We start from the raw sequence: 24946 nt of genomic DNA, 5'->3' as shown, positions 1-24946 counted from the left end.
CAAATTTATCATTATTATTTTCTGCAATTTATCCCTCTGCTTGCAGGTGGAATCTAAATTTTTTATTCCCTGTTTAGTAGCTTGTCAAAACAACAAAATCCCGCGATGTGCGGGATTTTGTTGTTTATGTAAAGGCTATTTACTTATTAGGTTTAACCAGTAACGCATGCGGAAATTTCTTTCTTATGTCTGTCAGGTTTTTTTCGGCTTCAATGCGGGTTTTGTAACTGCCTACCCATACTTTATAGGTGGGGCTTTCAAAAATTATGGTGCCATCCTGGCCTTTGTAGTCTTTTTTAAAGTCTTGTAGTGCTTTGCGGGCTTTATCGTTATCACCATAAAATATCTGTACCTTATAGCGGTCATTTACAGTTATAGATGAGCTTATTTTGCGCTTGTCGTTTAATAATTCCTCAAAACGCGAGTCCTGGGCAACGGTAACGGTATTTGTTTGTGCAAGTGCTTTACCACCACACAAAGCAGATATTAGTAAGGTAAAATGTAACGTCCTTATCGTTAAAATTCTCATAATGAAGTATGTTTACAACAAATGTACAACTATTTATTTTATTCCGATAAACCCGATTTATTTAGAATTGTTATAAATTAAAGATTAAGGTTTATTTAAGGTTTGAGAATAATTCTTAAGTCGTATTTTTGTGGGAGTTTTTAAAAAGGACAGTGTTTACTGACACCTGACTGCATTAAAAATCATACCAAAATAGTCGATAATCATTTTTAATATGAAAAAAGTGGGTAACCATACTTCAATTTCAAGAATTTTATTCTTCTGCCTGGCGCTCTCGCTAACTTTTTCCGTTTCTTATGCACAACAGGCTGCACCAGAAGCTGCGGCCGCCACAGCTGCTGCTGCACCCGCAGCCGGCGCTGGAGATCCTGTAAAGGGTAAAGAGCTGTTTAATGCAAATTGTGCTTCTTGTCACAAACTTGATGCTAAATCTACAGGCCCTGCTTTAAGGGGTGTTGCAGATAAGCATGACAGGGCATGGCTTTATAAGTGGATCCACAACAGTAGCGAGATGATAAAATCTGGCGATGCTGCTGCGGTAAAGCTTTTTGCAGAGAACAATAAAACAACAATGACTGCGTTTCCGCAGCTTTCTGAGGCAGATATTGATAATATCATGGCATTTACATCAGAAGTTGCTCCTGTTGCAGAAAAGCCTGCTGCGGCTCCTGTTGCAGAAGGTTCTGGTAGCGGCGCGTCTAACAATCTTATATTAGGTGCTCTTGTTTTAGTGCTTGGCGTGCTTATAGTAATGCTTGTGCTGGTTAACAAAACGCTTAGAAGAATTGCTGCAAATAACGGTGTTGTGGTTACTGAGGATGAGCCTTCGGTTTCTTTATGGAAAGCGTATGCAAAAAACGGCTTCCTTGTATTTGTTACCGTGTTGTTGTTAATGCTTGCTTCAGCTTACTTCCTTTATGGTTACCTTATGCAAATAGGGGTAGACCAGGATTATCAGCCGGTACAGCCTATACATTTCTCGCACAAAATACACGCCGGTGACAACGGTATCGATTGTAAGTACTGCCACTCTTCTGCAAGGGTAAGTAAGCAATCGGGTATACCATCGCTTAATGTGTGTATGAACTGCCACAAAAATATTGCTGAATTTGCAGGTGATAAAGATTCACTATATGTAGATCATTCAAAAGAATTCTATACTGCCGAGATACAAAAATTATATGATGCAGTAGGGTGGGATAAAAACACTCAAAAATATACCGGAGTACAAAAACCAGTTAAATGGGTTAGGATACACAACCTTCCGGATTTCGTTTACTTTAACCACTCACAGCACGTTTCTGTTGCAGGTGTAGAGTGTCAGAAATGTCACGGTCCTGTTGAGACTTTCGAAGTGATGAAGCAAAATGCGCCTCTTACAATGGGATGGTGTATTAACTGTCACCGCGAAACTGATGTGAAAGTTGAAGGCAATGACTATTACGCTAAAATCCACGATGAACTTGCCAAGAAATATGGGGTTCAGAAACTTACAGCTGCCAATATGGGTGGTTTAGAGTGTGGTAAATGTCACTATTAATAAATTTTTAAGAAGCTAATATCTATATACAACATGGCATCAAACAAAAAATACTGGCAAAGTGTTGAAGAGCTAAATGAAAACAGCTCTATTGTTGAGAAGCTGAGAAACAATGAGTTTGTTGAGGAGATCCCCACGGATGAATTTCTTGGCGACAAGGAAGCTTTGTCATCTTCTTCTACAAGCCGTCGTGACTTTTTAAAATATGTAGGGTTTAGTACAGCTGCAGCATCTCTTGCAGCCTGCGAAGGCCCGGTTATTAAATCTATACCTTATGTGGTGCAGCCGGAAGTTATTATACCGGGTGTTGCTGATTATTATGCTACTACAATTGCAGATGGTTTTGATTTTGCCAACATACTTATAAAAACCCGTGAGGGTCGCCCTATAAAAGTAGAAAACAATACACTTGCAGGTGCTAAAGTGTCAGCTAACGGAAGGGTTCATGCTTCTGTGCTTTCTCTTTACGACAGCATGCGCTTAAAACAACCTGTTATTTCGGGCAAACCGGCTTCTTGGGAGGCTGTAGATACCACCGTTAAAAAAGGTCTTAGTGAAGCTGCGGCTGGTGCAGGTAGTGTAGTAGTGCTTACGGGTACTACGGCAAGTCCTTCTACTGAAAAACTTATTGCTGAATTTGGAGCTAAATATCCTGGTTTTAAACACGTAGTGTACGATGCAGTGTCTTCATCTGAAGCATTGGATGCCTTCCAGGCGGTATACGGCGAAAGGGCTTTAGCTGATTACGATTTTGGTAAAGCTGATGTTATCCTTTCTGTAGGTGCTGATTTTGTTGGCGACTGGCAGGGTGGTGGTTATGACTCAGGTTATACACAAGGTCGTATTCCTAAAAACGGTAAAATGTCTAAGCACATACAGATAGAGTCTAATATGTCTCTTACGGGTGCTAACGCAGACAAGCGTATTCCATTGACTGTTACAGAGCAAAAATATGCTCTTGTTAAAATATATAATATAGTTACTGGTGCTGCTGTAAGCGTACCGGATGTAACTAAACCTTATGACCAGGCTGTTGTTAACGCTGCAAACCAGCTTAAAGCTGCGGGTAGTAAAGGTGTTTTTGTAACCGGTCTTGATGATGTTAATGCACAATTGCTTGCAATTGCAATAAACAATTCATTACAGTCGGCTGCGTTTAATCCTGACGGTGCCCGTTACGTTCGTAAAGGCGATGCTAAAGCGGTTGCGCAACTGGTGGCAGATATGAAAGCGGGTACAGTTCACACACTTATTATGAGTGGTGTTAACCCGGTGTATACATATCCTGACAGTGCCGGATTTACTGAGGCTCTTAAAAAAGTAAAATTGTCGGTTTCTTTCTCTCTTAAAGAAGATGAAACTGCATCAATAGCTACTGTTGCTGCCGCAGCTCCTCATTATCTTGAGGCATGGGGCGATGTAACAATTGCAAAAGGACATTACGGCATCACACAGCCTACTATCCGTCCTTTATTCAATACAAAACAATTTCAGGATGCATTGCTTTCATGGTCTGGTAACGGTCAGTCGTACTATGACTACCTTAAAGCTTTTGCTCCAACCTTCACTACGGGTAAAACCTGGAACCAACTGGTTCATGATGGTGTTTACTTAAACGAAGTTCCTGCTACAGTATCTGCAGCTCCGGCTGATTATGGTACTGCTGCGACTACACTTGCAAGTGCTAAGAAAGCCGGTGGTTTAGAGATGGTTCTTTATACTAAAACAGGTATGGGAGATGGCCAGCAGGCTAACAACCCATGGTTGCAGGAATTCCCGGATCCTATTACACGTGTATCTTGGGATAACTATGTAACTGTTGCTAAAGCCGATGCTGATGCATTAGGTTTAGAGAACTATAATGTTGCTAACGGTGGCCTTAATGGTAGCTACGTTACTATAGAGGTTAATGGAAAAAAATTGGAAAAAGTTCCGGTAATCATCCAGCCGGGCCAGGCAAAAGGATCTGTAGGTCTTTCTCTTGGTTATGGTCGTAAGGCAGCTATGAAAAAAGAAATGATGGTAGGTGTTAATGCTTACTCTCTATATACTAACTTTAACGCTTTCCAGGTTGCCAAGCTTACTAAAGAAAATGGCGACGACCACGAGTTTGCATGCGTACAGCTGCAAAAAACACTTATGGGCAGGGGAGATATCGTTAAGGAAGCTACGCTAAAAGATTTTAATGAAAAAGATGTTGCCGACTGGAATATTATGCCGGTAGTATCTTATGATCATAAAGAAGTGCCTGCTGCATCAATAGACCTTTGGGAATCTTTTGACAGGACTACAGGACACCACTTTAATTTATCGATAGACCTTAATGCCTGTACAGGTTGCGGAGCGTGTGTAATTGCATGTCACGCAGAAAACAATGTACCGGTAGTTGGTAAATCTGAAATAAGAAGAAGCCGTGATATGCACTGGTTGCGTATAGACAGGTATTACTCTCACGAAGATACGTTTGCAGGTGATGTTAACCTTAAAAATAATGCAAATGGCCTGTTAGAATCTGTTGATACCTTTACTGCAATGGAAGACCCTGCCGAGAATCCTCAGGTAGTATTCCAGCCGGTAATGTGCCAGCACTGTAACCACGCACCTTGCGAAACTGTATGTCCTGTGGCTGCAACTTCTCATGGTCGCCAGGGACAAAACCACATGGCTTACAACCGTTGTGTGGGTACACGTTACTGTGCAAACAACTGTCCTTATAAAGTGCGCCGTTTTAACTGGTTCCTTTATAACAAGAACAGCGAGTTTGATTACCACATGAACGATGACCTTGGCCGTATGGTTCTTAACCCTGATGTTAATGTACGTTCAAGGGGTGTAATGGAAAAATGTTCTTTCTGTATCCAGTCTACTCAAGCCACTATCCTTAAGGCTAAACGTGAAGGCAGGCCGGTTGCAAAAGGAGAATTTAACGACTCTTGTGCCTGTTCGGCAGCCTGCAGCACCGGTGCTATGGTATTTGGTGATGTAAACGAAAAGGAAGACCCTATCGTTAGGCTTAAAGAAGATGATAGAGCATACCACCTGCTAAGCCACATTGGCACGCAGCCTAATGTATTCTACCACGTTAAAGTAAGGAATACATAGTAGTAAAAAGTATTAATAAAGAAACAAACATAAAAATATTATGTCGTCTCATTACGAAGCTCCCATTAGAAAACCTTTAATTATAGGTGACAAAAATTACCACGATGTAACAGTTGATGTTGCAAGGCCTGTGGAAGGCAGGGCTAACAAGCACTGGTGGATTGCATTTACCATAGCGCTTATTGCCTTTCTTTGGGGCGTAGCGTGTGTTTCCTATACAGTAGGTACAGGTATTGGTACATGGGGATCTAACAAGACAGTAGGCTGGGCCTGGGATATTACCAACTTTGTTTGGTGGGTAGGTATTGGCCACGCCGGTACACTTATCTCGGCTGTACTATTGTTATTCCGCCAAAAATGGAGAATGGCCATTAACCGTTCTGCAGAGGCTATGACCATTTTCTCTGTAATCCAGGCGGCTATGTTCCCGGTATTCCACATGGGTCGCCCTTGGTTAGCTTACTGGGTAATGCCAATACCTAACCAGTTTGGTTCGTTGTGGGTTAACTTTAACTCACCACTTCTTTGGGACGTGTTCGCGATCTCGACATACCTTTCGGTATCATTAGTATTCTGGTGGACAGGTTTACTTCCCGATTTTGCGATGCTTCGCGACAGGGCTGTAACTCCTTTTACAAAAAGAGTATACTCTATAGTAAGTTTTGGCTGGAGTGGCCGCGCAAAAGACTGGCAGCGCTTTGAAGAGGTTTCTCTTGTGCTTGCAGGTCTTGCTACCCCTCTTGTACTTTCGGTACACACTATCGTATCTTTTGACTTTGCTACCTCGGTTATACCGGGATGGCACACTACAATCCTTCCGCCATACTTTGTTGCGGGAGCTATCTTCTCAGGATTTGCAATGGTAAACACCCTGCTTATCATCATGAGAAAGGTATCTAATCTTGAGGCTTACATCACTGTTCAGCATATCGAATTGATGAATATAGTAATCATGATTACAGGATCTATTGTAGGTACTGCATATATTACAGAGTTATTTATTGCATGGTATTCTGGTGTAGAGTATGAGCAGTATGCATTTATCAACAGGGCTACAGGTCCTTACTGGTGGGCATATTTGCTAATGATGACCTGTAATGTGGTTTCTCCGCAGGTTATGTGGTTTAAAAAGATCAGGACCAGTATTATGGTTTCTTTTATAATATCAATTGTTGTTAATATAGGTATGTGGTTTGAGCGTTTCGTAATCATCGTTACCTCGCTTCACAGGGATTACCTTCCGTCTTCATGGACAATGTTCCAGCCTACATTTGTAGATGCAGGTTTCTTCATTGGTACAATTGGTTTCTTCTTCGTGTTGTTCCTTCTTTACTCAAGGAGCTTCCCTGTAATTGCACAGGCAGAGGTTAAATCTATCATGAAAACATCCAGCGAAACTTATAAAAAGTTAAGGGATAACGGTCACGACAATCATTCACATTCAGAACATAATCATCACTAAGAACATGAGCAATAAAGTTTTACACGTATTGTATAATGACGATGATATCCTAATGGATGCAGTAAGGAAAACACGCGCTGCACATCATCACATTGAAGAAGTTTTCACGCCATTCCCTGTACATGGCCTTGATAAAGCCATGGGTCTTGCACCTACAAGGATAGCTATTGCCTCTTTCTTATATGGTTTAGTAGGTTTATCGGTAGCTACTACCATGATGAACTATATCATGATCCAGGACTGGCCACAGGATATTGGTGGTAAGCCAAGCTTTAGCTATATCCAGAATATGCCGGCTTTTGTACCGGTAATGTTTGAGATGACCGTGTTTTTTGCTGCTCACTTAATGGTTATTACTTTTTACATGAGAAGTAAATTATGGCCGTTTAAGGCTGCTGAGAACCCGGATGTAAGAACTACAGATGACCATTTTTTGATGGAAGTTTCTGTTAAAGGTGATGAAAACGAATTGGTTGCATTTTTTCAGGAAACCGGAGCTGTAGAGGTAAAAGTAATTGAAAAGCATTATTAAGAAGTATGAAAGCATTATCTAAAATAGTAGTACTGGTTGCTGTAGTGGCTTCCCTAACTTCGTGTCACGATAAGGGTGCGCCTAATTACCAGTATTTCCCGAACATGTACCAGTCTGTAGCTTATGAGCCTTACCAGGAATCTGCTGCATTTGGTAACGGTAAAGAAGGGCAGTTGCCTGCTAACGGATCTATACCGAGGGGTTATACTCCTTATGAGTATCCTAACACGCCGGAAGGTTATGAGGCTGCAAAAGCTAACCTTAAATCGCCATTAACAGCCGAAGAAGTAGACCTTAAAAAAGGTGAGGAGCTTTTTACTATTTACTGTGCTATATGCCATGGCGATAAAGGAGACGGTAAAGGTAACCTTGCTAAGAGAGAAAAATTTGCCGGTGTACCTAACTATAAAGACAGGGTAATTACTGAGGGAAGTATTTTTCATGTAGAAACTTACGGACTTAACATGATGGGATCTCATGCTAACCAGCTTTCTCAAACAGAGCGCTGGCAGGTTGCCCATTATGTGATGAAACTTAAGAGCGAATAATAAATTTGTAGAACACTGAAAGCATAAATATATGTATACATTTTCAAATAGTTTAAGAACTTTTGCCTTTATCCTGATGGCCGTTGGTATCCTTGGGATAGGTTATAGTTTTTTTACTGCACCCACATCTCTTGAAGAAGTAGAGCAAATCTTAGCTGCTGAACATCATGGAGGCCACGGCGAAGCCGGTGCTCATGAAGCGGCCGGAGCAGAGCACCATGAGGCTGAAGCGGCTCATGCAGAACATGCTGATGTACCTGCTGTAGTAGAACATTCTGCTGCTGAAGCAGAGGGTACTCATGAAGGCCATGATTCTGTTAATGCTGTAGCAACTCACGCAGAGCATGATACTGTTGCAACTTCACATGATGCTGCATCTCCTACCGGCGATGCCCAAGAAGCAGGTCATGATGAGCATTCAGAATTGGCTCATGCTGCTGATAAAGCTGCTATAGATGCTGTTCATGATGCTCACAAAGGGCATGACGCTCACGCTGAACATGATGCACATAAAGAACATGCTGAGCACGTGTTTAAGCAATTGCAAAACAAACCATGGGCTGCATTATATGTTGCTGCAATATTTTTTATGCTAATATCATTAGGAGTACTTGCTTTTTATGCTATACAAAATGTAGCACAGGCAGGTTGGTCTCCGGTACTTTTCAGGGTTATGGAAGGTATTACAAGTTACCTTTTACCTGGTTCTATAGTGGTTTTTGTATTGCTTGTTTTAGGGGTTTTACAATTTCACCACCTGTTTATATGGATGGATCCTGCGGTTGTAGCCGAAGACCACCTTATAAAAGCCAAATCAGGTTATTTAAATGGTACTTTTACCCTTATAAGGGCAGTTATATTTTTTGGAGGATGGATTTTATACCGTCAGTATTCAAGGAAACAATCACTTGCACAGGATGAAGCTACAGATAATTTAGCTTATAAGAAAAGCTTTAAGGCAGCTGCAGGCTTCCTTGCTTTCTTTATCGTTACAGAGTCTATCATGTCTTGGGACTGGATCATGTCGGTAGATCCGCACTGGTACAGCACCCTGTTTGGCTGGTATGTATTTGCAAGTTTCTTTGTAAGTGGTATTACTACGATAGCATTAGTTACCCTATATTTAAAATCTAAAGGTTACCTTGAATATGTTAATACAAGCCATATTCATGACCTTGCTAAATTTATGTTTGGTATAAGTGTATTCTGGACGTACCTTTGGTTCTCGCAATTCATGCTTATGTGGTATGCCGATATGCCGGAAGAGGTTGTATATTTTAAAATGCGTATAGATAACTATAACCTTCCATTCTTTGGGATGGTAGTAATGAACTTTGTTTTCCCTATATTGATATTAGTCAATACTGATTTTAAACGTCTTTCATGGATAGTAGTTATGGCAGGTATTGTAATACTTTGTGGCCATTATGTAGATTTCTTCAACATGATCATGCCGGCTACTGTAGGTGACCAATGGTTTATAGGTGCAGGAGAAATAGGTTCTGTATTATTTTTCTTTGGCCTGTTTATCTTTGTAGTGTTTACTGCATTAACAAAAGTGCCGTTGCTTGCTAAACGCAACCCATTGATTGAAGAAAGTAAGCATTTTCATTATTAATATTTAAAGAAATAAACAAATGACGAGTTTATTGGTAATTGTAGTTTTAGTTTTATTAGGCATTGCAATATGGCAATTAACTAAAATATTCCACCTTACACAAGTGGGTGCTGCCACTTATAATGAAAATCCGGAAGTAGCTACTGATAGGGATAATAATGTGAATGGTTACCTGATGTTTGGTTTTTTGGGTTTCATTTATATCTTCACAATTTATTCTATGATGAAATGGGGTGACCTTTTACTGGGTACTCCTGCTTCAGAACATGGCCCACAGTACGATAGTCTTATGTCAATTTCAATGTGGCTTATTGGTGTCGTTCAGGTTTTAACCCAATTTTTACTTCATTACTTCTCGTTCATTAACAGAGGTAGGAAAGACAGGAAAGCATTTTATTATGCTGATAACGATAAACTTGAATTTATCTGGACTATTATTCCTGTAATCGTTCTTGCCGGTCTTATTTTATATGGTCTTTATGCATGGACAAACATTATGTTTATTGACGAAGAGGCTAAAGAAGATGCTATTTATGTAGAAGTATACGCAAAACAGTTTAACTGGGAAGTGCGCTATGCCGGTAAAGATGGCAAACTTGGTAAAGCTAACGTACGTTATATAGAAGGTGTAAACACACTTGGTGTAGATATGGGAGACGCTAATGCTCAGGATGATATCCAGGCAAGCGAACTTCACTTACCAAAAGGTAAACAAATTATCTTTAAATTCCGTTCTCAGGATGTATTGCACTCTGCATACATGCCACACTTTAGGGCACAGATGAATGTTGTTCCGGGTATGGTAACACAGTTTGGTTTTGTACCTACTGTTACTACTGATGAAATGCGCCAGGATCCTTCTATCATGAAAAAAGTTGCTCATATTAATGAGTTACGATCTAAGAAGAGTGCCGAAGCAGCTGCTACAGGTGGCGCGGCTTTAGAGCCTTATACTTTTGATTATTTATTATTATGTAATAAAATATGTGGTGCATCTCACTATAACATGCAAATGAAGGTTGTTGTTGAAGATGAGGCTACCTTTAACAAATGGTTAAGCGCTAAGCAAACGCTTTCGGCTGCCGTTAAAGAATCTAAACAGCCTGCTGCGCCGGCTGCCGGCGAAGCAGCTCCTGCAACAGCAAAAGACTCAACTAATACAGCAAAACCAGATTCTACAGCCACTAAAATGACTGTAGCACAGGTTATCAAAAAATAATTCTTAAAATATTCAAATTAAAGAAATATGTCAGCAGTAGGACACGACGAGATACACGCTCACGACGGACACGATAATCACGATGCCCACGACCATCACCATGAGCAGACTTTCATAGAGAAGTATATTTTTAGCCTTGATCATAAAATGATCGCTAAACAATACCTGCTTACTGGTACGCTTATGGGTATTATAGGTATCATAATGTCTCTTTTATTCCGTATGCAAATTGCATGGCCGGAGGAGTCGTTTACGATATTTAAAATACTTTTAGGAGATAAGTTTGCACCGGATGGTGTAATGCGTAATGATATTTACCTTGCACTTGTTACCATTCACGGTACTATAATGGTATTCTTTGTACTAACGGCCGGTTTAAGTGGTACGTTTAGTAACCTGCTTATCCCGCTGCAAATTGGTGCAAGGGATATGGCATCAGGATTTATGAACATGCTTTCTTATTGGATGTTCTTTATCTCTGCGGTAATCATGGTTTGCTCACTGTTTGTTGAGGCTGGCCCTGCTTCTGCCGGATGGACAATCTATCCGCCATTAAGTGCCCTTCCTCAGGCAATAGGCGGTTCTGGTCTTGGTATGACGCTTTGGTTAGTATCTATGGCGATATTTATTGCATCGTCGCTAATGGGATCTCTTAACTATGTAGTTACCGTTATCAACCTAAGAACAAAAGGTATGTCTATGACAAGGCTTCCACTTACAATATGGGCTTTGTTTGTAACTGCAGTTATTGGTATTGTATCGTTCCCGGTTCTTTTATCTGCTGCATTACTACTTATCATGGACAGGAGTTTTGGTACTTCATTCTTCCTTTCTGATATTTATATCGCAGGAGAAGTACTACACTACCAAGGTGGATCTCCGGTATTGTTCGAGCACCTTTTCTGGTTCCTTGGCCACCCGGAAGTTTACATTGTAATCCTTCCTGCAATGGGTCTTGTTTCTGAAATTATGACGTCAAATGCGCGTAAGCCAATCTTTGGTTACCGTGCGATGATCGCTTCAATATTAGCTATTGCATTCCTTTCAACAATCGTTTGGGGACACCACATGTTCATCTCGGGTATGAACCCGTTCCTTGGATCTGTGTTTACCTTTACAACACTACTTATTGCAATACCATCTGCTGTAAAAGCGTTTAACTGGATAACTACATTATGGAGGGGTAACCTGCAAATGAACCCTGCCATGTTGTTCTCTATAGGTTTTGTATCTACGTTCATTACGGGTGGTCTTACAGGTATTATACTTGGTGACAGTACGCTTGATATTAACGTTCACGATACTTACTTTGTGGTAGCTCACTTCCACCTTGTAATGGGTATCTCTGCACTATACGGTATGTTTGCCGGTATATACCACTGGTTCCCTAAATTATACGGCAGGATGATGAACAAAACACTTGGTTACATTCACTTCTGGGTAACTGCAATATGTGCTTACGGAGTATTCTTCCCAATGCACTTTGTAGGTATGGCAGGTTTGCCAAGACGTTACTATACTAATACTAACTTCCCGCTATTTGATGACCTTGCCGATGTTAACATTGTAATTACAATGTTTGCACTTGTAGGAGCAGCATTCCAGTTAGTATTCCTGTGGAACTTCTTCTACAGCATATTTAAAGGTAAAAAAGCGATCCAGAACCCATGGAGGGCTAACACACTGGAGTGGACAACTCCTGTAGAGCACATTCACGGTAACTGGCCGGGCGAAATACCTGAAGTATACAGGTGGCCGTATGATTACAGCAAACCGGGACATGATGATGACTTTGTTCCTCAAACAGTTCCTATGAAAGAGGGTGAAGAAGAACTACACCACTCTTAGTAAATATTAAATATGAAGAAGGCTATCCGAATGGGTAGCCTTTTTTTGTTTATTGCGGTTCTAACTTATGTTACTATGACAATAAATTTGAAAGCATTCAATATATTAGCTATAATTATAAGTACCAAGGGCAGGAACGCCAAGACGAGCTGGGGCTTAACTGGGATAGTTTTAAGTATAGAAATTATGACTATGCTATAGGTCGTTTTATGAGTATTGACCCATTAGCAGAGAAATATGCTTTCCAGTCTCCGAACAATTTTGCGTCGAATAAGGTTATTGCCTACAGAGAGCTCGAAGGCTTAGAAGGAGTTTGGTTTGGAGCTCTTTTAGAGACAACAAATACACCTCCTTTAACAGGAACAGCAATGAACACTGTTAGGGCTGCTGTTGAAACAGGAGTAAAAACGGCTGAGTTGTAGGAGAATCAGAGGTTCATCATGTTTGGCCAAGAGCATTAAGAAATCATGAGGTTGTTAAAGCTGCCAGAGATGAAGGATTTAATTATGATGGCGCGGAAAATAAAATACCTGTTCCTAAATTTAAAAAATCAACTGGTGAAGGTACGCATGGGCCTCATCCTAAGTACAATAATGCCTTAAAAGACAAGTTAGATGCAGCACAAAGTGAAGGTTTGAAACCTCTTGAATTTGTAAGAGCTAATGTGTTGGAAATTAAAGAGGTAATTAAAAATAATCCTGATACAAAAATTAATGATATTTTTAAATCCAATACTGTCATAGAAAGCACTGGTGTTCCGAAGCCTGAACTCCCACGTAATGTTGAACCTAAAAAGAAAGAGCCTGGAAACTTTATATAATACTACTTATTTATTATGAAATATACTTATGATACTCCTGAAGAAGCTGTTGCATCTTTAGAAAAGGCTTACAGCAATGAAGATATTAATGCGATAATTCTTTGCAAAGATTTTATAGAGGAAGCGAAATTTATTCTCGAACAGACAGTAGAAGCATATAATTTAGAGAATATTGAACTTATTGAAGAAACGGCTAAAGCATTAGAAAGCAGTTTAGTTTTAACTTTGCAAGAAAATGGTTTTCCAAATTTTAAAAACTTGAAGAGTGAAATTTTTAACCTGCAGAGATTTAAAGATAATATTTATGTAGTAGACGAGAGGGTAACTTATCCAGATAATACTATATATGAAACTAGAATATTTCTATCTTTTAAAAATGGGGTTTGGAAAGTAGCATTAGTCGAAGAGTAAATGTTAATCAAGTATGAGTTTTATACAAAATCAATCTACTTTAATGTAGATTTTTAACTAAAGGCAATCGGTCACTCTGTGACTCCAAGAGAGATTGTTGCCTGTAATTAGTTGTTGATAAAATATTTAAATATGTTAAATGGTGCTGGCACTCCTAACGGAAGGTTTTTTAACCAGTATATACCTGCTACAAGCATCATAGCCAAAGCCACTAGTCCTATTAACACAGCTCCAATTAACCCAAGGTCATTACTAGGATACTTGTGCGTTGCGTATGTTGTGGTTGTGTATGCCAGTCATAAACTTGCTGGCCACAATATCGTATTTGAGCTGGGTAGATGGTAGGTTATCCGTAGGGAAACCGTTTAAATTTGGTAGGTTATTATTCATAGGTATAGGCTAAGTGCCAGGTATAAAGATAGTAAACGGCATTATATAAAACAACAATCTCCCCCCGTTTCCGGGGGAGATTGTTGTTTATAGTTAAGCCTTGCTAACCCATTTTAAAATATGTTTAAAATTATTTTTTAACCTCTTATTTTCGCATTCCTTTTACTCAAATAATAAACCGGTATCCCGGCAAGCATAATGAGCACGCCCCATCCGCAGGTGTCGGTTTTGTCTTTTAGTAAAGCAACACAAAAAGCCGTTGCCAGTATAATATAGATTAAAGGTAGTACAGGATAACCAAAAGCTTTGTAGGGCCTTGGGGCATCGGGCATTTTTCTTCTCAAAATAAAGATGCCAAAAATGGTCAGGATATAAAATATCACTACAATGATCATCACATAGTCCAGCAGGTCGCCATACTTACCCGTAAGGCACAACGCCGAAGCCCAAATACACTGAAACCACAACCCCCAACCCGGTACGCTTGCCTTGTTTAAGGAAGCTGCTTTCTTAAAGAAAAGCCCGTCTTTAGCCATAGTATAATACACACGGGCACCGGCAAGTATCAGTCCGTTATTGCACCCAAAGGTAGAAACCATGATCATGATGGCAATAATATACGTTCCGGTAGTGCCAAAAATATATTGCGAAGCTTCCACCGCCACGCGTTCGCTTGGGGCAAAGGCAATAGCATCAAGCGGCATTACGGCAACATACATAAGGTTGGCCGATATGTAAATTATAGTCACGATCAGTGTTCCAAAAAACAGGCTAAGCCCTACGTTGCGCTCCGGCCTTTTTATCTCCCCCGATATAAACGTAACGCCATTCCAGGCATCGCTACTAAATAACGAACCCACCATAGAGGCTGCCACTGCCGAGAATAACATGCTCCCGCCAATAACCGTCCACGAGCCGGTGTCTTTACTAAACGATTTTGCCGTCCATGCATCTGCCCAGTTGGCATCCCAAACTTCGGCTTTAGCAGCGAGGATAAACCCGAAAATTATAAGCCCGAACAGCGATGCTATTTTGGCAACGGTAAAAATAGTCTGGATATATTTACCATTCTTAACCCCGCGGCTGTTGATGTACGTGAGCAGAATAATAATGGCTATAGATACCAATTGCGCGGCATTCAGTTTAAAACTGCCTATCTCATATAAAATATTCTGGTCACTTACAGGAGGGTACAGGTACGCTGCAAATTTAGCAAAGGCCACACCCACAGCGGCAATGGTTCCAGTTTGTATTACGGCAAAAAAGCTCCATCCGTATAAAAACCCAACAAGTTCGTTATATGCTTCTTTAAGGTACACATACTGGCCGCCCGCTTTAGGGAACATAGCGCTAAGCTCGCCATAACTCACGGCAGCGATCATGGTCATAAGACCGGAAATGACCCATATAAGTGTAAGCCAGCCCGCACTGCCCACCTGCTGCATAATACCGGCACTAACTATAAATATACCCGACCCTATCATGGAGCCCACTACCAGCATGGTACCGTCCAGCAGGCCAAGTTCGCGCTTTAAATGTTTATCTTCGTGTTCGTTTTCTGTCATAACTTTGGTTTGTTTCGCTAAAGATATTTAAAAAAAGCAGTTAGTTAACATATCATCATATAATTGCCTGACTGGAAAGGTCTGTAAACTTTATGGAGCGAAAGGCAGGCGCATTTTAGCGATCGTAGTTCCTGCCATCGCCTTTATCTGCCTCCCTGCGGTCGGCAGGATACCGGCTACGTCAGGGCTATTGAGTCATTCATTTCTTAGAAAGCTCTTGTGCGTGCAGCCTCGTGTCCCGCTTGCTTAAGCAAGCATTTGTACTATTCAGCTTAATGAACTCAGTGAAATATCATTGTGACCTTTGTGGTAAATTTAATAGTCTCATTATCTAAATAATTTTACCTTTATTAAAAATCAAACCATGAAAAACAGCAACACCACTACCTTTAAAGTAAACGAAGACGAAAACCAGTTTGAGCTACACACAAAAGGTGGTACTGCCTTTTTAGAATTTATCCGTGAAGGCGAAAAAATATACCTTACACATACCGAAACTCCGGAGGCATTGCGCGGGCAGGGCATTGCTGCCGATCTTGTAAAACAAAGCCTGCAATGTGCTAAAGATAATGGGTTAACGGTAGTGCCGTCATGCTCTTTTGTAGCTAATTATGTAAACGACCACCCGGAGTGGAACGAAATTTTATCTGACGGCTACCGGATGTAGGGTTTAACCCAAATTGAATTATCTTTGCGGCATGAACGAGAATTTAGACCCTACCAATAAAAATTTTAACCCGGAGGAGATCGACCTGGAGAAAAAACTCAGGCCGCTCTCCTTTGACGATTTTACCGGGCAGGACCAGGTGCTCGAAAATTTATTAGTCTTTGTACAGGCGGCTAACATGCGTAACGAAGCGCTGGACCATACCCTTTTTCACGGGCCACCGGGATTAGGGAAAACCACGCTGGCTAACATATTGGCTAACGAGCTTGGCGTAGGCATTAAAATAACATCGGGCCCCGTGCTGGATAAACCCGGCGACCTTGCCGGTTTGCTTACCAACCTTGACGAGCGCGATATACTTTTTATAGACGAAATTCACCGCCTTAGCCCTATTGTAGAAGAGTATTTATATTCGGCTATGGAGGATTTCAGGATTGATATCATGATAGAGAGCGGTCCTAATGCACGATCGGTACAAATAGGGCTTAGTCCGTTTACACTGGTAGGTGCTACGACACGTTCGGGACTTTTAACAGCGCCCATGCGTGCCCGTTTCGGGATATCAAGCCGTTTACAATATTACACTACAGAGTTGCTTACAACCATTGTGCAGCGTAGTGCCATGATCATCAACATGCCCATAAGCATGGAAGCCGCAATAGAAATAGCAGGCCGCAGCCGTGGTACACCACGTATTGCCAATGCATTACTGCGCCGCGTGCGCGACTTTGCTCAGATAAAAGGCAACGGAAAAATAGATATCGAGATTGCCCGTTATTCGCTACGTGCTTTAAACGTAGATGCTCACGGCCTCGACGAAATGGACAATAAAATACTTACAACCATTATAGATAAATTTAAAGGCGGTCCGGTAGGACTTTCTACATTAGCAACAGCCGTGTCAGAAAGCAGCGAGACCATAGAAGAAGTGTATGAACCGTTCCTTATACAGGAGGGGTTTATAATGCGTACACCTCGAGGACGCGAAGTAACCGAGAAAGCCTATAAGCATCTTGGTAAGATAAAACCGGGAATACAGGGGGGCCTTTTTTAAGAAATTTCAGAATTCAGATTTTTGATTTCAGATTGAACTTCACGTGACGAATTTCGAGGGGCATTGGCATTGCGGGACACGAAGCAATCTCACATTTAGATTGCTTTGTTACTTGTAGCGACGACATCATAAACAAGTAAGCAGAGTTGAGTCAAATGGTAAACTACTTCAGGTAACTGTGCAATAAAACCTTGTGCCCCTTAATGCCGATTTATCGGTATTGTTGTCTTTGTATACTGATCAATGAGAATTACTTAGTGCACTTTGTGAAAAACTTAATGCCCTTTGTGGTAAAAAGAGTATTAGTTAAGGTGCTTTAATGGAAGTAGTGGTGATGCCGAAATGATAAACAACAAACAAAAATATTCTCAATTCATTAAAGCCGAAGCGAAGCGCCTCGGCTTTATGTCTTGCGGTATATCCAAGGCTGGTTTTCTTGAGGAGGAAGCGCCCAGACTGGAAAAATGGCTGAATGAAAACCGCCACGGCCAGATGCAGTACATGGAGAATCATTTTGATAAGCGCCTGGACCCAACCTTACTGGTAGATGGTGCCAAAAGCGTGGTATCGCTACTGCTAAATTACTATCCCAAAGAAAAACAACCCGAAGACACTTATAAAATATCTAAATATGCCTACGGGCAGGATTACCATTTTGTAATTAAAGAAAAGCTTAAGGAACTGCTGCACTCTATTCAGGAAAGCGTAGGTGAAGTGGGGGGCAGGGCTTTTGTAGATTCGGCACCCATGCTCGATAAGGCCTGGGCGGCAAAAAGCGGACTTGGGTGGATAGGCAAGAACAGCAACCTCCTGAGCAAACAGGTGGGTTCCTTCTTTTTTATTGCAGAGCTGGTTATAGACCTCGACCTGGAATACGACCATGCCGTAACCGACCATTGCGGCTCCTGCACCGCCTGCCTTGATGCCTGCCCTACAGAGGCTATTATTGCGCCTTATGTGGTAGACGGCAGCAAATGCATATCGTATTTTACTATAGAGCTAAAAGAAAACATCCCCGAAAGTATGAAAGGCAGTTTTAATGACTGGGCTTTTGGCTGCGACGTGTGCCAGGACGTTTGCCCGTGGAACCGCTTCTCTAAACCGCACCGCGAACCCCTCTTTAACCCGCATCCTGATTTACTATCGCTAACCAAAAAAGACTGGGAAGAAATTACCGAAGATACCTTTAGGGCAGTCTTTAAAAACTCGGCGGTAAAGCGTACCAAGTTTGCGGGACTGACAAGGAATATAGATTTTTTGAAGTAGTGAGATTACTCATACTCTGATTTCCACTTTATTTTCTTTGCCATTTCTTCAAAAGTAAAATCTCCGATTTCAATAATACTCCCTTTTGTATTAATATATCCGGCTCTTGTGCAATCAATAGTATAATGGTGGCATCCTCCTTCTTCTTCATGTGGGCCCCAGGGTATTTTGCTGCATTTCTCACCTATTATTGCTTTACCATTATAGAAAGACGTTACAATTTCAAACTGCGGCTTAATAATAATATTTCCTTTATGGTCTGCAAAGCCTAATTTTTCATTTTCGTCAACTATCCTTATTTTGTTTTCCCTTAATTCATCTGGCGACGGCTCCCCATAACTCGTGTTATAAACGTTGAATAAAACTTTTTCGTTTATATCTACGGCACACCAGCCACTATTACCTTTAATTAGAAAAACAGCAAAGTAGCCATATTTCTCTTGTGTAAAACACATTAAATATTTTGTGGAATCTAACTGCTTTACTGCTTTTCCTTTTTCGTTTACAATGTAATAAGCAGATTTATAATCTTTACCCTCTACCTCTTTTATTTTAAATTTTTCCTGTGCCGAAGCATTTATAAAACTTAGAAAAATCAGAAGGCATATAAGGTGTTTCATGAGTGTATGGGTTTATTCAAATTTAAATAATTTGATTTGTACACAAGCAAAATGCATAAAATATAATTATCCAGCTAACTAATAGGCAGTGTTAAATATTATTTGTGCTTATTTATATTTTATAAGAATGTATACTTTTGCCGGCTATTAAATAAAATATATGGTAGTAAGTTTATTGATACAATTAAAAAAGCGCCTTGTAGCCGATACTATAGTAGATGCGCAATGCCCTAAGTGTAATAGCATTTGGACAATGAGAATGGTCGTGTATCAAAAATATGCAACGTTATTTTTTGTGCCATTTATGCCTAACGGAAAAGAGGCAGCAGCCAATTGCCATAATTGTAATGCAGTATACGATAAAACGGTCTTTACAGAAAGCCTGAAACAAAGTTACAAGGAAATCAAAAAATTACCATCGTGGTGGATGTATAGTGGGTTAGCTATTATAGCAGCAATTTTAGGCTTAGCTATTAACACAGGTATTGAAGAAAGCCGCAAAACTGCGCGTCTTGTACTTACACCGGTAGCGGGGCATATATATGACGTAAAGCTGGAAGATAAAGTATTTACCCTGCTAAAAGTTACTGCTGTAAAAGGTGATAGTGTTTACCTTGTAGAAAACCAATTTATTGCCGACGATTATTCCGGATTTAGTGGCCTGCATGAAAAACCGTTTAGGAGCGATGCCCATGCTGTGCCTAAAAAGCAAATTAAAGATTGGTATGACTCTGGTGTGATACGTAATGTAACCACCAATGAAGAAGAGTAATACAGTTTATCAATAACAACAAGCCCCGCATTTATCATGCAGGGCTTTATTTTTTATTTTTTACTTGCTGCTATCCATGCATCAATTTTAGTTTCTAAAACTTTTAGCGGCAGGCACCCTGCATCAAGCACCTGGTTGTGGAATTCTTTTATGCTGAATTTATCTCCCAGTGCTGCTTCTGCTTTTGCACGAAGCTCTCTGATTTTAAGCTGCCCAATTTTATAAGACAATGCCTGGCCCGGTATTGCCATATAACGCTCTACTTCGGCAACAATGCTCTCTTCGCTTTCGGCTTCATGGTCAAGAGAATATTGTATGGCCTGCTCACGGGTCCAGTTTTTAGTATGCAGTCCGGTGTCAACCACAAGCCGTATGGCGCGGTGCATCTCGGCACTAAGCATCCCAAAATATTGGTATGGGTCGGTATACAAACCAAGTTCTTTACCTAACGATTCCGTGTACAACGCCCAGCCTTCGCCATAAGCATTAAACCAAATTGTTTTGCGGAAAGAGGGTAATGCATTATTTTCCTGTTGCAACGATACCTGGTAGTGGTGGCCGGGAATGGCTTCGTGCAAAAATAAGTCTTCATTATCATACACATTATACTTGGTAACATCGGGCAGCGGAACGTAAAAAATACCCGGGCGGCTACCGTCCAGCGACGGTTGGTTGTACTCGGCACTGGCACTTGCTTCCCTAAACGCTTCGGTCCTCCGTACCTCAAAACCGGATTTCGGCTTAATGCCAAAAAGCTTATCCAGGTTAGGCTGCATTTTTTTATAGATGGCATTATAATTATCTATAACCTGCTGCGGCTCAGTAAAAGGCATAAGTTCTTTTTTGTTGCGCACATAATTAAAAAATTCTTTTAGAGTGCCTTTAAAGCCTACCTGAGTTTTTACCTTTTCCATTTCGGTGGTAATGCGTGCTACTTCTTTAAGCCCAAGATTATGAATTTCGTCGGCTTTCATTTCGGTTGTAGTGTAGCTTTTTATAAGCAAATCGTAATATTTAGCACCATCGGTAATAGATGATATCCCACTTGTAGCCCTACTGGCAGCAAGATAATCGGTACTAACATAATTATAAAGATTTTTGAATGACGGAATAAGTTTTTCGCCAATAATTTTGGTGTATTTATCGGTAAGGTCTTTCTTTTCGGCATCGGTAAACGAGGCAGGAAAGTTTTTTATGGGGCTGTAAAATAAATGGCTTTTTACATCGGCAGTAGTCATCGATTTTATTTGAGGAATAACCTTTAGCGTTAAAGACTTTGGCAGTACATACCCTTTAGATATACCTTCTTTCATTTTAAGGATTGCCATTTGCAGCCATTTGTTAAAACCCTCAAGGCGCTCCAGCCAGTTGTTATAATCTTTAACTGTTTTAAAAGGCTGCGCACTTGTACCACTTGCCTGTTGGGCAATAACAAGCGGCACACTCGAAAACTGGTTAAGCGGCATCAGGTCTTCCCTAAATTCGAGTTGGCCTAAGTTTTTGTCGCATTCAAATTCCAGTACCTGTTTGCTTATAAGGTCGTTTGCATTAAGCTCCTCATCTTTATAAGCTGCAATTTCTTTTTTGTATTTGGTAAAGAAATCTTTTTGTTCCTGAATGTATTTTTCTTCAAGGCCGTTAGCAAAAATATTATTATAGCGGTCATCTCCCGCCATGGTAGCGCTAAAGGGGAACAGCTTTAAATTTTCCTGGTGGTATTTTTCTAACAGGGCCCCAAGCTTTGCGTTAGGTGCAGTAACGGGCTCTTTGCGGGTGCAGGATACTGTACCTAAGGCGGCAATGATAAAAATATAAACTAATTTTTTCATGTTGTCTGGTTTAAGTATCAAATATACATTTTTTATAGTTGTGCCGGATATTCGTATTAAAATCACAGATGCACTAACAAAAGCAAAGGCATTTTGGCAAATAAATAAGTTTATGTTTTACGTTGCTATCATTATGGACTGTAAAAAAGAATAGCGTTAAAAATTTCCCATTTAAAACGAGACGCTTACCTTTGCGAGTTCTATAACAATAGCGAAAACGAATGAACCAATACAGCAAAAGAAGGGAAGCCTTGCTATACCACGCAAAGCCCCACCCCGGAAAAATTCAGGTAGTACCCACTAAACCTTATGCAACCCAAAGAGACCTTTCCCTGGCTTATTCGCCCGGTGTTGCAGAGCCCTGCCTGGAAATTGCAAAAGATGTAACTAACGTATATAAATACACCGCAAAAGGTAACCTTGTAGCTGTAATAAGTAACGGTACTGCCGTTCTTGGCCTGGGCGATATAGGCCCGGAGGCTTCTAAACCGGTTATGGAGGGCAAAGGCCTTTTGTTTAAAATATTTGCCGATATTGATGTTTTTGATATTGAGGTAGATACTAAAGATGTAGATAAGTTTATAGAAACGGTTAAAAATATAGCCCCAACCTTTGGTGGTATTAACCTGGAGGATATTAAGGCACCGGAATCTTTCGAGATTGAAAGAAGGCTGGTAGAAGAGCTTAATATCCCTGTAATGCATGATGACCAGCACGGTACGGCCATCATTTCATCGGCAGCCCTTATAAATGCAGCCGACCTTGCCGGTAAAAAACTCGGAGACCTTAAAATAGTAATATCAGGAGCGGGTTCTGCAGCACTTTCATGTGCGGCCCTGTACCTGCTACTTGGGGTTAAGGCAGAGAATATTACCATGTTTGATATTGACGGCATGATCGTAAAGAGCAGGGTAAACCTGTTGCCTATGCACTTAAAATATGCACAGGATGGCGAACAAAAACCGCTTGCAGAAGCTGTTAAAAATGCCGATATGTTCCTTGGCCTTTCTGTAGGTAATGTGCTTACTGCAGAGATGCTGCTTACCATGGCGCCAGACCCTATTGTTTTTGCCATGGCTAACCCAATACCCGAAATTGATTACAACCTTGCCATAGCTACCCGTAAAGATGTTATTATGGCTACTGGCCGTAGCGACCATCCTAACCAGGTTAATAACGTACTCGGCTTCCCATATATTTTTAGGGGAGCGCTGGATGTAAGGGCTACAAAAATAAACGAGGCTATGAAAATGGCTGCCGTACACGCCCTTGCAGAACTTGCAAAAGCAAGTGTGCCGGAGCAGGTTAATATAGCTTATGGCGAAACCAAACTTAACTTTGGCCGCGATTATATTATCCCTAAACCATTCGACCCAAGGCTTATTGCCGTAGTGGCTCCTGCTGTGGCACGTGCCGCTATGGAGAGCGGTGTGGCACAAAAGCCTATTACCGACTGGGATAAATATGGCGAAGAACTATTAGAGCGTTTGGGTAACGATAATAAAATGGTGCGCCTGCTTACCAACCGCGCCAAGACCGACCCTAAACGTATTGTTTTTGCGGAAGCCGACCAGCTTGATGTGCTTAAGGCTGCACAAATTGTTATGGAAGAGGGCATAGGCGAGCCTATACTTTTAGGTAACCGCGAAACTATTATAGAGCTTAAAGAAGAAATAGGTTTTGATAATGATGTGCTTATTGTAGACCCTAAGACCGATCTTGAAAACGACAGGCTTAACCAGTATGCACAGGTGTTTTGGCAATCAAGGCAGCGCAGGGGCATAAACTACCTCGATGCACAAAAATGGATGCGCCAGCGTAACTATTTTGCCGCAATGATGGTAAATATGGGCCATGCCGATGCTATGATAACCGGTTATTCGCGAAGCTACCCATCATCTGTAAAGCCTATTTTACAGTTGATTAACAGGGCAGAGGGTGTGAGCCGTGTGGCTACCACTAACATGATGCTTACCAAGCGCGGCCCGGTATTTTTATCGGACACTGCTATAAATCCTAACCCTACAGCCGAAGAACTGGCAAATATTGCCATACTTACCGCACGTACCGCAAGGCTGTTTGGCATAGAGCCTGTTATTGCCATGGTATCGTTCTCTAACTTTGGCTCCTCTACAGAGCCAAGCGCCGTAAAGGTGCGCCAGGCAGTATCTATATTGCATAAAAGCCACCCAGACCTTCTTGTAGATGGAGAGATACAAGCCGACTTTGCGCTTAACCAGGAAATGCACCAAAATAAATTTCCGTTCTCTAAACTTGCCGGTAAAAAAGTAAATACACTTATATTCCCTAACCTTGAGTCGGCTAATATTACTTATAAACTGCTAAAGGAGCTTGACAGGGTAGTATCTATAGGCCCCATCATGATGGGTATGGACAAGCCGGTGCACATAGTACAATTTGGCGCCAGTGTAGAAGAGATGGTAAACATGGCGGCCGTAGCTGTTGTAGATGCACAGGAAAAAGAAAAGCGCCTTAAAATGCCTAAAAAATAGCACATTGGTGTGGGGTAACATAAATTTGTTATTTTTGGTACGGTTTAAAAAATATCTATGATAGCACATCTTGAGGGGAGAATGGTAGAAAAAACGCCTACCGAAGTGGTAATAGACTGCCATGGCGTGGGCTACCACGTTAATATTTCATTGCACACGTATTCGCTCCTGCCGGATTCGGAAAAGATAAAACTGTATACTTTTTTGCAGATAAAAGAAGATGCCCACACGCTTTTTGGTTTTGTGGAGAAGGCCGAAAGGGAACTTTTTAAACTATTACTGTCGGTATCAGGGGTTGGGGCAAGCATTGCCAGGACCATGCTTTCGTCCTTAGAGCCTAAAGAGGTTATACAGGCTATAGGTTCCGGCAATGTAGTTACCATACAATCTATAAAAGGCATTGGTACAAAAACAGCGCAACGTATTATACTGGACTTAAAGGATAAAGTGTTAAAACTATACGATTTAGACGAAGTTTCTATTTCGGGTTACAATACAAACAGAGAAGAGGCGTTATCTGCCTTGGAGGTCTTAGGCTTTAACAAGAAGTTGGCAGAAAAAGCTGTCGAAAAAATTGTTAAAGAGACCCCCGCAGCCACCGTAGAAGCAATTATAAAACAAGCATTAAAAAATTTATAGTC

21 protein-coding genes and 1 pseudogene are annotated in these 24946 nt (G+C 41.0%); 18 read left to right on the top strand and 4 right to left on the bottom strand.

Annotated elements, in window-relative coordinates; translation table 11 throughout:
- Positions 1 to 139 precede the first annotated feature (139 nt).
- Entirely contained in the window at positions 140 to 529 is a 390-nt protein-coding gene (locus tag F565_RS0106190) for a sporulation protein (RefSeq protein ID WP_026299913.1), read from the bottom strand.
- Between the two features lie 214 nt (positions 530 to 743).
- Between F565_RS0106190 and F565_RS0106185 the strand changes: the two genes are divergently transcribed.
- The 12 genes and pseudogenes from F565_RS0106185 to F565_RS0106130 all read left to right on the top strand — a co-directional run bounded on the left by F565_RS0106185 (position 744) and on the right by F565_RS0106130 (position 13629).
- On the top strand, positions 744 to 2069 hold the full coding sequence (locus F565_RS0106185; RefSeq protein WP_020212336.1) for a c-type cytochrome: 1326 nt from the start codon (positions 744 to 746) through the stop codon (positions 2067 to 2069).
- A gap of 33 nt (positions 2070 to 2102) precedes the next feature.
- The gene (locus tag F565_RS0106180) at positions 2103 to 5171 is read left to right on the top strand and encodes a TAT-variant-translocated molybdopterin oxidoreductase (protein WP_020212335.1); all 3069 of its coding nucleotides are present in this window, start codon (positions 2103 to 2105) and stop codon (positions 5169 to 5171) included.
- Between the two features lie 40 nt (positions 5172 to 5211).
- Positions 5212 to 6633 carry an NrfD/PsrC family molybdoenzyme membrane anchor subunit gene (nrfD, locus tag F565_RS0106175; RefSeq protein WP_020212334.1) on the top strand — a complete coding sequence of 474 codons (1422 nt, stop codon included), beginning with the start codon at positions 5212 to 5214 and terminating at the stop codon, positions 6631 to 6633.
- Positions 6634 to 6637: 4 nt separating this feature from the next.
- The gene (locus F565_RS0106170; RefSeq protein WP_026299912.1) at positions 6638 to 7165 is read left to right on the top strand and encodes a DUF3341 domain-containing protein; all 528 of its coding nucleotides are present in this window, start codon (positions 6638 to 6640) and stop codon (positions 7163 to 7165) included.
- A gap of 5 nt (positions 7166 to 7170) precedes the next feature.
- Positions 7171 to 7713 (top strand): c-type cytochrome, encoded by a 543-nt coding sequence (locus F565_RS0106165; protein ID WP_020212332.1) that lies wholly within the window; start codon positions 7171 to 7173, stop codon positions 7711 to 7713.
- A gap of 31 nt (positions 7714 to 7744) precedes the next feature.
- On the top strand, positions 7745 to 9331 hold the full coding sequence (locus tag F565_RS0106160; RefSeq protein ID WP_020212331.1) for a hypothetical protein: 1587 nt from the start codon (positions 7745 to 7747) through the stop codon (positions 9329 to 9331).
- A 19-nt stretch (positions 9332 to 9350) separates the two neighbouring features.
- Positions 9351 to 10550, top strand: coding sequence for a cytochrome c oxidase subunit II (locus F565_RS0106155; protein ID WP_020212330.1), 1200 nt, complete (start codon positions 9351 to 9353; stop codon positions 10548 to 10550).
- A 27-nt stretch (positions 10551 to 10577) separates the two neighbouring features.
- Positions 10578 to 12398 carry a cytochrome c oxidase subunit I gene (locus F565_RS0106150; protein ID WP_026299911.1) on the top strand — a complete coding sequence of 607 codons (1821 nt, stop codon included), beginning with the start codon at positions 10578 to 10580 and terminating at the stop codon, positions 12396 to 12398.
- A gap of 95 nt (positions 12399 to 12493) precedes the next feature.
- Positions 12494 to 12820 carry an RHS repeat-associated core domain-containing protein gene (locus tag F565_RS23195; protein ID WP_342337503.1) on the top strand — a complete coding sequence of 109 codons (327 nt, stop codon included), beginning with the start codon at positions 12494 to 12496 and terminating at the stop codon, positions 12818 to 12820.
- A gap of 17 nt (positions 12821 to 12837) precedes the next feature.
- Positions 12838 to 13023: pseudogene (locus tag F565_RS23385) on the top strand (AHH domain-containing protein); the annotation flags it as partial.
- Positions 13024 to 13032: 9 nt separating this feature from the next.
- Positions 13033 to 13218 carry a hypothetical protein gene (locus F565_RS23190; protein WP_081621318.1) on the top strand — a complete coding sequence of 62 codons (186 nt, stop codon included), beginning with the start codon at positions 13033 to 13035 and terminating at the stop codon, positions 13216 to 13218.
- 15 nt (positions 13219 to 13233) lie between these two features.
- Positions 13234 to 13629 (top strand): hypothetical protein, encoded by a 396-nt coding sequence (locus F565_RS0106130; RefSeq protein ID WP_020212324.1) that lies wholly within the window; start codon positions 13234 to 13236, stop codon positions 13627 to 13629.
- 527 nt (positions 13630 to 14156) lie between these two features.
- Here F565_RS0106130 and F565_RS0106115 read toward each other — a convergent pair.
- On the bottom strand, positions 14157 to 15584 hold the full coding sequence (locus F565_RS0106115) for an APC family permease (protein WP_020212321.1): 1428 nt from the start codon (positions 15582 to 15584) through the stop codon (positions 14157 to 14159).
- Positions 15585 to 15948: 364 nt separating this feature from the next.
- Here F565_RS0106115 and F565_RS0106110 point away from each other — a divergent pair, with 364 nt between their 5' ends.
- From F565_RS0106110 to queG, 3 genes are all read left to right on the top strand, one after another.
- Positions 15949 to 16251, top strand: coding sequence for a GNAT family N-acetyltransferase (locus F565_RS0106110; protein WP_020212320.1), 303 nt, complete (start codon positions 15949 to 15951; stop codon positions 16249 to 16251).
- A 31-nt stretch (positions 16252 to 16282) separates the two neighbouring features.
- On the top strand, positions 16283 to 17305 hold the full coding sequence (ruvB, locus tag F565_RS0106105; protein WP_020212319.1) for a Holliday junction branch migration DNA helicase RuvB: 1023 nt from the start codon (positions 16283 to 16285) through the stop codon (positions 17303 to 17305).
- A gap of 342 nt (positions 17306 to 17647) precedes the next feature.
- Positions 17648 to 18571 carry a tRNA epoxyqueuosine(34) reductase QueG gene (gene queG / locus F565_RS0106100; RefSeq protein ID WP_020212318.1) on the top strand — a complete coding sequence of 308 codons (924 nt, stop codon included), beginning with the start codon at positions 17648 to 17650 and terminating at the stop codon, positions 18569 to 18571.
- Positions 18572 to 18576: 5 nt separating this feature from the next.
- On the opposite strand, the gene F565_RS0106095 is transcribed toward queG, so the two are convergent.
- Positions 18577 to 19191 (bottom strand): WG repeat-containing protein, encoded by a 615-nt coding sequence (locus F565_RS0106095; protein ID WP_020212317.1) that lies wholly within the window; start codon positions 19189 to 19191, stop codon positions 18577 to 18579.
- A 160-nt stretch (positions 19192 to 19351) separates the two neighbouring features.
- On the opposite strand from F565_RS0106095, the gene F565_RS0106090 reads away from it, so the two are divergent.
- A complete protein-coding gene (locus tag F565_RS0106090) occupies positions 19352 to 19963 on the top strand; it encodes a zinc-ribbon domain-containing protein (RefSeq protein WP_020212316.1) in 612 nt (203 codons plus the stop codon).
- 53 nt (positions 19964 to 20016) lie between these two features.
- Here the strand turns inward: F565_RS0106090 and F565_RS0106085 are convergent, their stop codons facing one another.
- Complete coding sequence (locus F565_RS0106085; RefSeq protein ID WP_020212315.1) at positions 20017 to 21792, bottom strand: DUF885 domain-containing protein; 1776 nt, start codon at positions 21790 to 21792, stop codon at positions 20017 to 20019.
- Between the two features lie 221 nt (positions 21793 to 22013).
- On the opposite strand from F565_RS0106085, the gene F565_RS0106075 reads away from it, so the two are divergent.
- Positions 22014 to 24305 (top strand): NADP-dependent malic enzyme, encoded by a 2292-nt coding sequence (locus F565_RS0106075; RefSeq protein ID WP_020212313.1) that lies wholly within the window; start codon positions 22014 to 22016, stop codon positions 24303 to 24305.
- 57 nt (positions 24306 to 24362) lie between these two features.
- Complete coding sequence (gene ruvA / locus F565_RS0106070) at positions 24363 to 24944, top strand: Holliday junction branch migration protein RuvA (RefSeq protein WP_026299910.1); 582 nt, start codon at positions 24363 to 24365, stop codon at positions 24942 to 24944.
- The last annotated feature ends 2 nt before the right edge of the window (positions 24945 to 24946 follow it).

The sequence above is a fragment of the Flavobacterium rivuli WB 3.3-2 = DSM 21788 genome (assembly GCF_000378485.1).
Classification (GTDB): domain Bacteria; phylum Bacteroidota; class Bacteroidia; order Flavobacteriales; family Flavobacteriaceae; genus Flavobacterium; species Flavobacterium rivuli.
Note: the sequence above shows the minus strand (reverse complement) of the source record. Positions and strands in the feature narration are given on the sequence as shown.

Bases quoted from the DNA above. Each gene is read 5' to 3' on its own strand.
- F565_RS0106190 (WP_026299913.1), bottom strand. From the start codon at position 529: ATGAGAATTTTAACGATAAGGACGTTACATTTTACCTTACTAATATCT.
- F565_RS0106185 (WP_020212336.1), top strand. From the start codon at position 744: ATGAAAAAAGTGGGTAACCATACTTCAATTTCAAGAATTTTATTCTTC.
- F565_RS0106180 (WP_020212335.1), top strand. From the start codon at position 2,103: ATGGCATCAAACAAAAAATACTGGCAAAGTGTTGAAGAGCTAAATGAA.
- nrfD (WP_020212334.1), top strand. From the start codon at position 5,212: ATGTCGTCTCATTACGAAGCTCCCATTAGAAAACCTTTAATTATAGGT.
- F565_RS0106170 (WP_026299912.1), top strand. From the start codon at position 6,638: ATGAGCAATAAAGTTTTACACGTATTGTATAATGACGATGATATCCTA.
- F565_RS0106165 (WP_020212332.1), top strand. From the start codon at position 7,171: ATGAAAGCATTATCTAAAATAGTAGTACTGGTTGCTGTAGTGGCTTCC.
- F565_RS0106160 (WP_020212331.1), top strand. From the start codon at position 7,745: ATGTATACATTTTCAAATAGTTTAAGAACTTTTGCCTTTATCCTGATG.
- F565_RS0106155 (WP_020212330.1), top strand. From the start codon at position 9,351: ATGACGAGTTTATTGGTAATTGTAGTTTTAGTTTTATTAGGCATTGCA.
- F565_RS0106150 (WP_026299911.1), top strand. From the start codon at position 10,578: ATGTCAGCAGTAGGACACGACGAGATACACGCTCACGACGGACACGAT.
- F565_RS0106130 (WP_020212324.1), top strand. From the start codon at position 13,234: ATGAAATATACTTATGATACTCCTGAAGAAGCTGTTGCATCTTTAGAA.
- F565_RS0106115 (WP_020212321.1), bottom strand. From the start codon at position 15,584: ATGACAGAAAACGAACACGAAGATAAACATTTAAAGCGCGAACTTGGC.
- F565_RS0106110 (WP_020212320.1), top strand. From the start codon at position 15,949: ATGAAAAACAGCAACACCACTACCTTTAAAGTAAACGAAGACGAAAAC.
- ruvB (WP_020212319.1), top strand. From the start codon at position 16,283: ATGAACGAGAATTTAGACCCTACCAATAAAAATTTTAACCCGGAGGAG.
- queG (WP_020212318.1), top strand. From the start codon at position 17,648: ATGATAAACAACAAACAAAAATATTCTCAATTCATTAAAGCCGAAGCG.
- F565_RS0106095 (WP_020212317.1), bottom strand. From the start codon at position 19,191: ATGAAACACCTTATATGCCTTCTGATTTTTCTAAGTTTTATAAATGCT.
- F565_RS0106090 (WP_020212316.1), top strand. From the start codon at position 19,352: ATGGTAGTAAGTTTATTGATACAATTAAAAAAGCGCCTTGTAGCCGAT.
- F565_RS0106085 (WP_020212315.1), bottom strand. From the start codon at position 21,792: ATGAAAAAATTAGTTTATATTTTTATCATTGCCGCCTTAGGTACAGTA.
- F565_RS0106075 (WP_020212313.1), top strand. From the start codon at position 22,014: ATGAACCAATACAGCAAAAGAAGGGAAGCCTTGCTATACCACGCAAAG.
- ruvA (WP_026299910.1), top strand. From the start codon at position 24,363: ATGATAGCACATCTTGAGGGGAGAATGGTAGAAAAAACGCCTACCGAA.